11 protein-coding genes are annotated in these 12558 nt (G+C 69.6%); 7 read left to right on the forward strand and 4 right to left on the reverse strand.

Annotated features, from left to right (window positions below):
• Positions 1-1479 carry an FAD-binding oxidoreductase gene (locus tag IB278_RS25820; protein ID WP_192326500.1) on the reverse strand — a complete coding sequence of 493 codons (1479 nt, stop codon included), beginning with the start codon at positions 1477-1479 and terminating at the stop codon, positions 1-3.
• A 174-nt stretch (positions 1480-1653) separates the two neighbouring features.
• Here IB278_RS25820 and IB278_RS25825 point away from each other — a divergent pair, with 174 nt between their 5' ends.
• The gene (locus tag IB278_RS25825; RefSeq protein WP_225613169.1) at positions 1654-2475 is read left to right on the forward strand and encodes an IclR family transcriptional regulator; all 822 of its coding nucleotides are present in this window, start codon (positions 1654-1656) and stop codon (positions 2473-2475) included.
• A 12-nt stretch (positions 2476-2487) separates the two neighbouring features.
• Here IB278_RS25825 and IB278_RS25830 read toward each other — a convergent pair whose 3' ends face one another.
• Entirely contained in the window at positions 2488-3360 is an 873-nt protein-coding gene (locus tag IB278_RS25830) for an MBL fold metallo-hydrolase (protein WP_025569824.1), read from the reverse strand.
• Between the two features lie 71 nt (positions 3361-3431).
• Here IB278_RS25830 and IB278_RS25835 point away from each other — a divergent pair, with 71 nt between their 5' ends.
• Positions 3432-4826: an MmgE/PrpD family protein gene (locus IB278_RS25835; RefSeq protein WP_192326502.1), complete on the forward strand. Its 1395-nt coding sequence runs from the start codon at positions 3432-3434 to the stop codon at positions 4824-4826.
• Between the two features lie 56 nt (positions 4827-4882).
• Here IB278_RS25835 and IB278_RS25840 read toward each other — a convergent pair whose 3' ends face one another.
• Positions 4883-5815, reverse strand: a complete 933-nt coding sequence (locus IB278_RS25840; RefSeq protein WP_225613170.1) for a LysR substrate-binding domain-containing protein — start codon at positions 5813-5815, stop codon at positions 4883-4885.
• Positions 5816-5913: 98 nt separating this feature from the next.
• On the opposite strand from IB278_RS25840, the gene IB278_RS25845 reads away from it, so the two are divergent.
• The 4 genes from IB278_RS25845 (at position 5914) to IB278_RS25860 (ending at position 11174) form a co-directional block, all read left to right on the forward strand.
• On the forward strand, positions 5914-6891 hold the full coding sequence (locus tag IB278_RS25845; protein ID WP_192326504.1) for a Bug family tripartite tricarboxylate transporter substrate binding protein: 978 nt from the start codon (positions 5914-5916) through the stop codon (positions 6889-6891).
• Entirely contained in the window at positions 6891-7283 is a 393-nt protein-coding gene (locus tag IB278_RS25850) for a 5-carboxymethyl-2-hydroxymuconate Delta-isomerase (protein WP_145746922.1), read from the forward strand. The genes IB278_RS25845 and IB278_RS25850 overlap by 1 nt, the downstream gene beginning before the upstream one ends.
• A 589-nt stretch (positions 7284-7872) precedes the next feature.
• Positions 7873-9552 (forward strand): hypothetical protein, encoded by a 1680-nt coding sequence (locus IB278_RS25855; protein WP_225613171.1) that lies wholly within the window; start codon positions 7873-7875, stop codon positions 9550-9552.
• On the forward strand, positions 9549-11174 hold the full coding sequence (locus IB278_RS25860; RefSeq protein ID WP_192326506.1) for a phospholipase D family protein: 1626 nt from the start codon (positions 9549-9551) through the stop codon (positions 11172-11174). Before IB278_RS25855 ends, IB278_RS25860 begins: the two co-directional genes overlap by 4 nt.
• A 74-nt stretch (positions 11175-11248) precedes the next feature.
• On the opposite strand, the gene IB278_RS25865 is transcribed toward IB278_RS25860, so the two are convergent.
• Positions 11249-11806 carry a methyltransferase family protein gene (locus tag IB278_RS25865; protein WP_225613172.1) on the reverse strand — a complete coding sequence of 186 codons (558 nt, stop codon included), beginning with the start codon at positions 11804-11806 and terminating at the stop codon, positions 11249-11251.
• A gap of 114 nt (positions 11807-11920) precedes the next feature.
• Between IB278_RS25865 and IB278_RS25870 the strand changes: the two genes are divergently transcribed.
• A complete protein-coding gene (locus IB278_RS25870; RefSeq protein ID WP_192326510.1) occupies positions 11921-12223 on the forward strand; it encodes a DUF5676 family membrane protein in 303 nt (100 codons plus the stop codon).
• Positions 12224-12558: the final 335 nt, after the last annotated feature.

Here is a 12558-nt window from a genome sequence, read left to right on the forward strand (position 1 = left end):
TCAGCGGAAGGTGAGGGGGTCCAGCAGCGCGCGCGGCAGCATGCGGCCTGGATTGAAGGTGTTGGCCGGATCCAGCGCGCGCTTGATCCGCGCCATGGTGGCCAGCGCGACCGGGTTCTTGTAGTGCATGAAGGCCGCCTGCTTCTGCCGCCCGATGCCGTGCTCCGCGGAGATGGAGCCGCCCAGCCGCGCGGCGGTGGCATGCACGACGTCGTGCACCGCCTCCTCGCGCGAGCGGAATTCGGCATCGGCCATGCCGGCGGGCTTGCCCTGGTTGTAGTGCAGGTTGCCGTCGCCCACGTGGCCGAAGCAGACGATGCGGATGCCGGGCATCAGCTGCTGCAGCGCTGCGCCGGCCTGCTCGATGAATTGGGGAATGCGCGAGATGGCGACGGCGATGTCGTGCTTGATCGACGGGCCTTCCAGCCGCTGGGCCTCGGGGATGTGCTCGCGCAGCGCCCAGAAGGCATGGGCCTGGCTGTCGGAGGCGGCGAGCGCGGCATCGGGCACCAGGCCGTCTTCCATTGCCGTGCCCAGCACGTCTTCCACCACGGGCCGCAGGTCCAGGTGTGCGGAGACCTCGGACACGTCGAGCAGCACCGACCAGGGCGCCACGCTGTCCAGCGGCGCGCGCATGCCGGGCGTGCCGTGCCGCAGCACCAGGCCCAGCGGCTCCTCGCCGATCAGCTCGAAGGCGGTCACGCGCTCGCCCACCGCATCGGTCAGGCGCGACAGCAGTTCCACCGCGGCCTGCGGGTCGCGCACCGCGGCCCAGGCCGTGACCACCTGGCGCGGCCGTGCAAAGAGCTTGAAGGTGGCGGCGGTCACGATGCCCAGCGTGCCTTCGCCGCCGATGAAGAGCTGCTTCAGGTCGTAGCCGGTGTTGTCCTTGCGCAGCGCGCCCAGCAGGTCGAGCACGCGGCCGTCGGCCAGCACCACTTCCAGGCCCAGCACCAGCTCGCGCGTGTTGCCGTAGCGCAGCACCTGTTCGCCGCCGGCGTTGGTCGAGACCACGCCGCCCACCGTGGCGCTGCCCTCGGAGGCCAGCGAGAGCGGGAACAGGCGGCCCGCCGCCTCGGCCGCGGCCTGCGCCTCGAGCACCGTGCAGCCGGCCTCGAGCGTGAGCGTGTTGTCCAGCGGATCCGCGCGGCGCACGGCGCGCATGCGCTCGAGGCTCAGCACCACTTCGGTCCCCGAATCGTCGGGCGTGGAGCCGCCGACCAGGCCGGTGTTGCCGCCCTGCGGCACGATCGGCACGCCCGCGGCCGCACAGGCGGCGACCACGCGCGACACCTCATCGGTGCTGGCCGGGCGCACCACGGCGCGCGCGCTGCCAGGGAAGGTGCGGCGCCACTCGGCCTCGTAGCGGGCCCTGTCGGCGGCGGCCGTCAGCACGTGGGCAGAACCCACGATGCCGGACAGCATCTCGGCCAGCGCGTCGGTGGCCGGGGCGGCGGGAATGTCGAGGGTCGCGGTCATGCAGAAGGCGGGTGGGCTTCTCGGCCAAGCTGGCACGAGGGTAGGAATGTCTCTTTGCGATTTGCTGTATTTCATTGATTGAAATACAGTTCAATAAACAAAATTCTAGGCGCGCGCGCGACGCACTGTCAACCGGGTCGGTCCCGACGCGGCAATCGCACACAATCTGCTCCCATGAGATCTACCCCTGCTTCGAAGAAGACATCGGACGCGGCTCCGGTTCGCAAGACGGCGCGGCGCGCATCGGACGCCGCCTCGCCCGTCGAGGCGCCGGCTCCCGAGGTGGCGCCCAGCGCGCCGCAGCCGCCCTCCGGCGTGCTCGAGCGCGGCCTGTCGATCCTCGAATGCTTCACCGAAGACCGGCTGCGCCTGAAGCTGCGCGAGCTGGCCGACTGCACGGGCCTGGACAAGGCCACGCTGCTGCGGCTGCTCGGCGTGCTGGTGCGCGCCCGCATGGTCCACCGCTTCGACGACGGCGCCTACGCGCCCGGCCCGGCGCTGCTGCACATGGGCATGCTCTACCGGCGCACCTTCGACATCGGCACGCGGCTGCAGCCGGTGCTGCAGGAGGTGATGCGGCAGACCGGCGAGACGGTGGCCTTCTACGTGCGCGACGGCGACGAGCGCGTCTGCCTCTACCGCGAGAACAGCAGCAACGAAGTGCGCCACCATGTGGAGGTGGGCGCGCGGCTCAAGCTTTCGGCGGGCGGCTCGTCCTCGCACGTGCTGCGCTATTTCACGGGCGGCAGCACGCCGCATGCAGAGGCCATTGCGCGCGACGGCTTCGCCATCACGCGCGAGGAGCGGGTCCCGCAGATCGCGTCGGTGGCCGTGCCGGTGTTCGACAGCGATGGCGCCTTCCAGGGCGCGCTGGTGGTGATCGGCCTGGCGCAGCGGCAGAGCGCCACGGCCCAGCGCAAGGCCGTGCAGGTGGCGCAGAAGGCGCTGCTGCAGCAGGGCTTCAGCAGCCGCCCGCCGCGCGACTGGCGCCGGTAGCGCGCGCGGGGCTCACAGCCGGTCGACCGGGATCTTCAGATAGGCGGTGCCGTTGGCATCGGGCGGCGGCATGCGGCCCGCGCGCATGTTGACCTGCACCGCCGGCAGCATCAGTGCCGGCAGTGCCAGGGTGGCGTCGCGCGCCCGGCGGCGCGCGACGAAGTCGGCCTCGGGCACGCCGTCGCGCACATGGATGTTGCCCGCGCGCTGTGCGGCGACCGTGGTGCGGCAGGCGGCCTCCCGCCCCGCGGGCGGGTAGTCGTGGCAGAGGTAGAGCAGGGTCTGCGGCGGCAGCGCGAGCAGCCGGCGGATCGAACGGAACAGCGTGGGCGCATCGCCGCCCGGGAAGTCGCAGCGGGCGGTGCCCAGGTCCGGCATGAACAGCGTGTCGCCGACGAACACTGCGTCCGGGCCGCCGGCCGGGTCGGCGATGCGGTAGGCCACGTCGGCCGGCGTGTGGCCGGGCACGTGCAGCGCCTGCGCCTGCAGCCGGCCGATGGCGAAGGCCTCGCCGTCGGCGAACAGCCGGTTGAACTGCGAACCGTCCGCCGCCATGTCGGCTGCATTGAAGATGCCGCGGAATTCGCGCTGCACGGCGGTGATGCCCGCGCCGATCGCCAGCGTGCCGCCGAAGCGCTGCTGCAGCCAGGGCGCGCCGGACAGGTGGTCCGCATGCGCATGCGTCTCCAGCAGCCACTGCAGCTGCAGGCCCCGTGCCTCGACGTGCGCGGCCACGGCCTCGGCCGGACGCGCATCGGTGCGGCCGGAATGCATGTCGAAGCCCAGCACCGGGTCGATCACCGCGCAGGCCCCGGCGCCGTCGTCGACCACATGGGAGAAGGTGGAAGTGGCCGCATCGAAGAAGGAACGGATGGACAGGCTCATGGGGCGGATTCCTCGCAACTCGTTGCATTTTATATAATGATCCGGATTTCATTCAATAAAATAGCCTTGCCGTGATCGCAGCTCCCATTTCCGATGTCCTGCCGGAATCCGTGCTGGTGGCGCACCTGTTGCGCCAGGCGTCGCAGCCACTGGCCGCCGCCACGCGCGCGCGGCTCGCGCAGGCGCTGCTGGACTGGTTCACGGCCGGCTGGTCGGCGCAGGACATGCCCGCCGCCGCCACGCTGCGCGGCCTGGCGCAGACGCTGATGCCCGGTGCGGGCGAGGCGGCGCTGTTCGGCGGCCAGGGCGCCACGCCGCTGGCGGCCGGCTTCGCCAATGCCGGCATCGCGCACCTTCGCGAGATCGACGATGCGCACCGCGCGGCCATGCTGCATCCGGGCGTGGTCGCGATCACGCCGGTGCTCGCGCTGGCGTCCTCGCTCGGGCTCACGCACGAGCGCGCCGCGCGCGCCATCGTGGCCGGCTACGAGGTCGCGCTGCGCCTGGGCGAGGCGCTGGGCGCGCGCCATGCGGGCCTGTTCCATGCCACCGCCACGGCGGGCGCGGTAGGCGCGGCCGCTGCGGCCGGCATGGCGATGGGGCTCGATGCGCCGCGGCTGCACCATGCGCTGGGCATCGCCGCGACGCAGGCGGCCGGCCTCTGGCAGCTGGTGGACGACGATGCGCACGAATCCAAGTCGCTGCATCCCGCGTTCGCGGTGCGCAACGGCATGACGGCGGCGTTTGCCGCGCGGGCCGGCCTGCCGGGCGCGCGCGCCTTCTTCACCGGCCGGCGCGGCATGTACGCCGCACTGGCGGGCGAGGGGCCGTTGGCAGCCGTCGCTGAAGGACTCGATGCGCCCGAGCGGCTGCACACCGCCACCATCAAGGCCTGGCCGGCGTGCGCGATGCTGTTCACGCCGCTCGACGCGATGCGCGCGTTGATCGAGGAACACCGCATCGGCGCCGCCGACGTGCAGGCGATGGAGATCGAGATCTTTCCGCATGCGCTCAAGATCGCAGGCGTGCAGTGGCCCGCCAGGCCGGCCGAGGCGAGCTTCTGCCTGCGCTACCTGCTGGCGGTGCTGCTGGAGAAAGGAGGCGTGCTCGGCATCGCGGATACGGAGGCCCCCGATCTCGACAACCCGGGCCTGCGCGCCCTGGCCGCGCGCATGCAGGTGCGGCCGAACGAGGCGTTCCAGCAAGCCTTCCCGCAGCGCCGCCCCAGCCGCGTGACCCTCATGCTGCGCGATGGAAGGCAGATCAGCGCCTACCGCGATCTGCGCCGCGGCGACCCCGAAGACCCGTACAACTGGGCCGGCCTGCAGCAGCGCATGCGCAGCTTCGCGCCCGCCATGGAGGAGGCGCAGGCCGCCGCACTGGTGAGGTGGTGCGAGGGCTTCACCGATGCAGCGCAGGACGCCTTGCCCTGTGCGCCGGCCGGCGCGCTGTTCGGCGCAGCCTAGCGCGGCCCCCGGCACCGGGGCGGCGCCATGGCTCCGCCGCGTTCAGGTGGCCAAGCTCAGCCCGGCAAGCCGGCCTTGATCCGGGCCGCCAGGCCATCGGCCGCAGCGTGCATCGCATTCCAGAGGCACACGGCAGCATGCGTGTGGTAGCGGTTGAGCGAACGTATCAGGCAGGCCGTTCGCGCGAGCGTGGGATCATCGATGGCGACGGCGCCGCGCACATCGAGGCTCAATGCCGTGGCCGCATTCACCACGGCCGTCATGCCCCGGTGGCGCGCGGCATGCACCAGGTCTTCCTGGGCATCGGACTCGAAGCGGACCTGCGGCCTGAGGCCTTGCGCGGCAAACAGGCTGTCGATCCGGCGGCGCATGGCGTATTCGGGCGGCAGCAGCGCCAGCGGCTCGCCGGCGAGTTCGGCCAGCGCCATGGGACGCCGCCGCCTGCCCGATCGCACGGCGACATAGGGTTCGGCAAAGCAGGGCTGGACATCCATGTCCGGGCGGTCCGACGCATCGAAGGTGACGGCGAAATCCAGGTCGCCGCGCGCGACCCCTTCGGCCAGCGCCGACACCGTGCGGCGGGACATCGAGATGGACAGGTCCGGCCAGCGCGCCTGCGCCGCACGCACCACCGGCGCCACCCAGCAGCTGCCGTACGACTGGACCAGGCCGATGCGCACGGTGCCCGAAACGGCAGCGGAACGATCGCTCGCGGCGCGCAGCGCCGCCTGGAGATCTCCCATGGTGGCGGTGATGCGCCGATGCAGTTGCAGCGCTTGCTGCGTGGGAATGGCCCGCCGGCCCACGCGGTCGAAGAGGCGCAGGCCCAGGGCCGACTCGAAGGCGGCGATCTGCTCGGACAGCGCGGGCTGCGAGATCGAGCATTCGCTGGCGGCCTTGCCGAAGCTGTCGGCCCGGATGACTGCGTTGAAATAGCGAAGCTGGCGCAGCGAGACGAGTTCCAGCGGATCGCGGGCACGACGGGACATATTGATAGGTTTTTCCGAAGAATATCGAGGATAGAACCGATTTGATCAATTCCCTCCTATCCGTGACATTGGGATGTACCCAAGCAACCCCGAGAATCATGCAGACACGCCGACACTTCATCCAAGGCGCCGTGGCAATGGCCGCGGCCGGCAGTTCGTGGACCGCAGCGCTTGCGCAGGGCTTTCCGGCAAAGCCCATCCGCATCATCTGTCCCTACCCGCCCGGTGCCACTACGGATGCGATCTCCCGCCTGATGGCCACGGCGCTCCAGACCACGAGCGGCGCCACGGTGCTCGTCGACAACCGCGGCGGCGCGGGCGGCAACATCGGGACCGAGGCCGTGGCCCGCGGCGATGCCGATGGCTACACCCTGCTGCTCGGCGCGCTGGGGCCGCTGAGCGCGAACGAGGCCTTGTACCCCCGGCTGGGCTTCAACCCCGGGCGGGACTTCAAGCCGCTGGCGCTCGCTGCGGTGGTGCCGCTGATCATGGTGGCGCACCCGTCGTTTCCCGCAGCCACGCCGGCCGAGGCTGTCAAGCTGCTGCGTGCGAACCCCGGGAAATACGCTTACGCATCGGCCGGCAACGGCACGCCGCAGCATCTCGCCGGTGAACTGTTCAAGCAGGTCACCGCCACCGACTTCGTGCATGTGCCGTACAGGGGCTCGGGCCCGGCGCTCAACGACGCCATGGGCGGGCAGGTCCAGCTGCTGTTCGAGGCCTCGCCTGCCGTGCTGCAGCACATCAAGTCCGGGCGGTTGAAGGCACTGGCCGTCACCACCCGCGAACGGATCGCGGGCTTGCCCGGGGTACCGACATTGAAGGAGTCCGGCATTGATGCCGATATCGGCGGCTGGTACGGCTTCCTCGCCCCCGCGGCCACGCCCGCCGACAGGGTGGCCTGGCTGTCGGAGCAGATGCGGCGTGCCCTGGCCGATCCGCTCGTGCAGACGCGCCTGGCAGACCTGGGATCGCAGAAGGTCGACAGCTCGCCGCAGGCGTTCGCCCGGCTGATCGACGCCGAGCGGGCGCGCTGGGGCCAGTTGATCCGCGAACGCGGGATAAGGCTCGACTGATGCCGCACCTGCATATCGAAGTCAGCGCGGACCTGGCCGCCGCATTGCACTGGAAACAATTGGCCCGCGACATCCACCTCGACCTGGCTGCCCGCGAATGGGCCGACATCGGCGACCTGAAGACACGGGTCCTGGTTTGCGCCGACACCCTGTCGGGCCAGGATGGCGGCGCGCAGCAACTGGTGGCGACCTTGATCCTCACCCGGGCGCGTGCGCCCGAGCTGCAGCGCGCCATGAGGGACCGGGTGATGGCGCACCTGGAACAGGCCGTGGGTGCGTTGCGGCCCGTGCATTGGGTCCAGTGCTGCGTCTTCATCCAGGCCACACCCAGGGACGACTATGCGAAGCGGCAGTGGAACGCGCCGGCCGCGCTGCTCCCGCGCGTGAGATGAGCGGCGTGGCTGCGGCGACCCGCCCTGAGCGGGCGTCAACGCACGGAATTCGCCATACGGCTGGAAGCCACTTGGGCGCAAAGGTTGCCGCCGATCGGCGGTTCGTGCGACCGCCTGGAGCGATCGCGCGCGGCCACATTTCAGGAAGCCGGTTCGAACCATGTTCGCCCTTGCAGGCGAGTGCATGTCCCAGCCCGCTCGCGCGGAACAGCATGCGCCAGGCTGGGCATCTGGCATTCCATCCTGGGCGACTGAAGCGGCATGGGCCTGCGGGCGCGTCGAGCGGGTCGGCGGGCCCCCCACTTTCTCCTGCCATTGCCCGACGGCACAAGCCGCGGGCTTGCGCTTGATCTTCCTCAAGCACCCTGTGGCGCCATCGGTGCATCCTCGTGCCTGGATCGTCGTCTCCTGATCAGGCGGATCCGACCATGACCGAACCGACCCTGGCCCCACGTCCCCATTCGCTACACCGGCCGCGCACTCGCGCCATGCTTTTCCCGGCTGCCGCCATCCGGCGGCGGGTCGTGCACGTCGTGTCGAACGCAGTCCGGTGACTGTGCCTCTTCATCCGATCGTCCGAAAGCAGCGCATGTCCAGGCCCGTTCCACATCTCTTTGGCGACGCCCCTGCCGCGCTGCCGGCACCCGCCACCACGATCGAGCAGCTCAACCGCGAATGCTTCTGTCTCAGCCTCGACCGACAGGCGCTCGCGCATGCGCTCGATGCCGAGCTGGGGCCGCCGGGCCTGTCCCGGCTGGTCCGCGAGCGCTGCCCGTTCATGTTCGCGGCCCGGCCGGTCTTCGTGGCCGCGGCGCGAATACGGCGCATGGCGCAGGTGGTGCGGGCCGTCGAGTCGGTGGTGGCGCTGCCGGCTTACCGCGAACAGGCCCTGGCGGCCGCTCCCGCGATTGCCCGCCTGGGCAGCGCGGGCCCGCGCGGCGTGTTCTTCGGCTACGACTTCCACCTCGACCAGGACCACCTCGGCCTTATCGAGATCAACACCAACGCCGGCGGGGCCATGCTCAATGCGGTGCTGGCGCGCGCCCAGCAAGCCTGCTGCGAAGCGGCGGATTCGATGGTGCCCACGCGGGCCAGTGCGGCCGACTTCGAGCAGCGCATCGTCGGCATGTTCCGCCAGGAATGGCGCCTTGCAGGCCGTCTGCGGCCGCTGGCCAGCATCGCCATCGTGGACACGGCGCCGCCGGAGCAATACCTCTACGCCGAGTTCCTGCTGTTCCAGCAACTCTTCGAGCGGCATGGGCTGCGCGCCGTCATTGCCGATCCATCTTCTCTCGAATGGCGGGACGGCACGCTGTGGCATGGCGACGTGGCCATCGACCTGGTCTACAACCGCTTGACCGACTTCTATCTCGAGCAGCCGGAAAGCGCCGCGCTGCGCGAGGCGTACCTGCATCAAGGCGTTGTACTGACACCCCACCCGCAAGCCCATGCGCTGTACGCTGACAAGCGACAGCTCGCCGTCTTCAGCGATGCCGCGCGGCTGCAGGCACTGGGCGTGCCTGAAGCCACCCGGCAGGTGCTGCTGGACGTGGTTCCGCACACCGAGGTCGTCAATGCTGCCGACGGCGAGCGCCTGTGGGCCGCGCGCCGCAGCCTCTTCTTCAAGCCGGTCGCGGGCTTTGGCGGCCGTGCCGCCTACCGCGGCGACAAGCTCACGCGGCGGGTGTGGCAGGAGATCCTCGCTGGCGGCTACGTCGCGCAGGCCATCGTGCCGCCGGGCGAACGCCTGATCGACGAGGAGGCCGCCCATGCCATGAAGTTCGACCTGCGCGCCTACGCCTATGCCGGCGATGCGCAGTGGGTGGCGGCGCGCATGTACCAGGGGCAGACCACCAACTTCCGCACGCCCGGCGGTGGCTTCGCGCCGGTCTACAGCACGGTCGATGCGTCGGGCCGCGCGCTGCGCCGATCGGGTGGCGACCATGCCTCGTATGTGTTCCTGCTCGACGAGGCTGGCGATGTGCACGCGGTGCCGCACGCGCTGTACGTGGCGCTCGCGCGCCACGAAGCAGCGGCACCCGCATGGGCCGGGCGGAACCTGCGACTGGCCGACTGGTATGTGCGGCTCGAGGACGGTGAGCCAGATGCCATCGTCAATGAGACTTACGGCCTTGTCCGTGTCGACGCGCAGGGTCGTCTCGCGTCGATGGCCGCCCCCGCCGATGCCGGCTGGCCGACGGCGAAGGAGCGGGAGCGCATGCATGCCATGCTTTTCGAGGCGGCGGATTGCCCGAGGGGCGCGCGATGAACGATCGGTGCGATCAGCCGCCGGCCCGCATCGCCTGCTTCGAACGGCTTTGCAGCGGCGAGAGGGCTGGCTTGTACGTTCTCCTGCTTGCTGCGGCCCTGCTGCTCGCTGCCTGCGCGGCGATCGCCTTCGACGCGCCGCGCGCGCCGTCCCATGCGTTCGACCAGCCCCTGCAGACGTCGCTCGGACGGACCTACTTCGCGCAACTCGCATCGGCACCGGGCCAATCGGGCTTTCATCTGCTGGTTTCCGGGCCGGAGGCGTTTGCTGCTCGCGGCGCTCTTGCCGCGGCGGCGGAGCGAACGCTGGACCTGCAGTACTACAGCGTCGCCGACGACTCGACGGCAACGCTGCTGCTGGACGGTGTGCTGCGCGCCGCGCAGCGGGGCGTTCGCGTGCGGCTGCTGGTCGATGACCTCAATGTGGGCGACCGCGAAGCTCACCTGTCGGTGCTTGCCGGGCATCCGAATGTGGAGGTGCGATTGTTCAATCCGTTTTCGCAGCGCGGCAGTTTCGGCCTGGTGCAGGTGCTCGAACTGCTCGGCGATGGCGAGCGCCTGAATCGGCGCATGCACAACAAGCTGTGGATCGCCGATGGCGCCGTGGCCGTGATGGGTGGCCGCAACCTGGGCAACGCCTACTTCAATGCGTCCCAAGAGCGCGACTTTGCCGATCTCGACGTGCTGGCCGCCGGTCCCGTGGTGGCCGAAGTGTCGCGCAGCTTCGACCAGTACTGGAACAGCCGGGAGGCGGTGCCGATTGCCGCCGTCGCCGGACCCGCGCCGCCGCTGGCCGATCTCCGGCAAGCGTGGGCCGAGATTGCCGCGCAGGCCGGACATTTTCGGGAAGGCGCCTATGTGCGCTCGCTGCGCAGGACAGCGTTCGGCGGCCTGGTGCGCTCGGGACGGGTGCCGCTGGTTGTGGCGCCCGCCGAGGCGCTGTTCGACGTGCCCGCGAACTCGCTCGCCGGTTCGCCCGAGGCGACCAGCGCGATCTTCCCGGTGCTGCGCAAGGACGTCGAGCAGGCCCGGCACGACGTGATTCTGGTGTCGCCCTATCTGGTTCCGGGTGCGACCGGTGTGGAGGTGCTGTGTGGTCTGGCTCGTCGTGGGGTGCGGGTGCGGATCCTTACCAATTCCCTGGCCTCGACCGATGTGCCGGTGGTGCACGCCGGATACGCGCGTTACCGCCCGCAGCTGCTCGCCTGCGGCGTGGTGCTCTATGAGTTGCGGCCCGGGGGACCCGGCGCCAGGACCCCGCGCCTGGGACTGTCGTCCGGCGCCAGTCTTCACGCCAAGGCCGTCGTCGTGGATAGCCACGCGGTGTTCATCGGATCGATGAACCTCGATCCGCGCTCCAGCAAGCTCAACACCGAGGTGGCGCTGCGGATCGAAAGCCAGGAACTCGGGGGGCAGCTGACCGCGCTCTTCGGCGAGGCCACCACGCTCGACCAGGTCTTCGAGGTCGAGCTCGATGAGCCGGGCAACGCCGCTTCATCGCTGCGCTGGCAGTCCCTGGATGGCGATCGGCCGGTGCGCTATTCGAGCGACCCCCTCGCCAGCGCGTGGCGCGTCTGGATGGCCCGCTTTCTGGGGGGGTTGGCGCCGGAAGCGCTGCTGTAGAGAGCCCCTGCTTTGCACGCTGGCTGCGCTCCCTGCGGGCCTGCCAGGGGCGCGATCCTGCTGGCGGATCGGCCTCAGTGGCCGCTGGCGGGGCGTGCGTGCGAAGCCTTGAAAAAATTCGGCACGAACCGAGGCGTGGTCTTCGCGTACTCCCGCCAGGCATCGCCGAAAGCCATCTCGGAGTCGCGCTCTTCCGAAATGGCCAACCGAACGTACATCACCACCAGCACCGGGAACATTCCGAGCGTGAGCATCGTGGGCCACTGAAGCAGGAAGCCGAACATGATGGCCACGAAGCCGATGTACTGCGGATGGCGAACGAGCCGGTAGGGACCTGCCTTGGCCAGTTCGTGACGTCGCTGGGCGTGATACAGCACGTGCCAGGCCTTGGACAGCAACGTGAACCCGGCAAAGATGAAGGCGAAGCTCAGGACGTGCAGCGCGCCGAAATGCGGATTGCCGTGCCGGCCCGTGATGAGCCACCACAAATGGCCAGCGTCATGCTCGAGCAGGTTGACGCCCGGAAACTTCGTGCCGAGCCAGCCGGAGAGCAGGTAGATGGTCAGCGGGAAGCCGTACATCTCCGCGAACAGGGCCACGATCGTGGTCCATGGGCGTGCTCCTTTGGTCATCGGGCTCCCCTGCTGTTGCACGAGCGTCGCACGCATTTCGATGCGTGGCTTGATGTGCGTCAATGCAGCCCGGCCCCATCGCGCCAGGATCTGAAGCGCGACCAGGAGAACCTCATGAGCACGACATCGCCTTCAGTCCGGAGCCCGGGATCTGCTCCCACGGCTCCGCGTACGGGGATGGCCTTGGCCGTGACCGTTGCGGTCTTCTACACGCTGTGCGCAATGGTCTGGCTCGCCGTGCCTGGCCCATTTCTGAATTTCATGAATGGCCTGTTCCACGGCATGGACTTCAGCGCACTCCTGCGGCCTGCACCGTTCTCCTGGGCCGGCTTCCTCGAAGCGATGGTCGTGTTGAGCGTTTGGGCATTCCTCGCAGGGTCGTTCTTCGGATGGCTGCGCTGGCGTCTTGACAGCTGAACCCTTCTTCGGGTGTGGTCCTCCCCGCTTCAGGTCCTGCAGACGCCGGTCCGGATCCAAGGCCCGTCCGTACCCGCGATGCCAGATGCGCCCAGGGTGTTCCAGCTGGATCACCTCTGCACCAAGGCCACGGACGACCATCGCGCAGTTCATACAGGCCGCGGACTCCGACATCCATTGGTACACCGAACAGCGGATCAAGATCTTCCTGGGCTGTCCGAGCCCCGTCGAACACCGAGAGCGCGTGGACTTACGACATAGAACCAATCCAGGTTTTCATCCGCCCCCCTAGTGGGTCCGAATTACTTCGGCATTGACATCCAGGCTCAGCGTGT

This window comes from Variovorax sp. VRV01 (assembly GCF_014852545.1).
Classification (GTDB): domain Bacteria; phylum Pseudomonadota; class Gammaproteobacteria; order Burkholderiales; family Burkholderiaceae_C; genus Variovorax; species Variovorax beijingensis_A.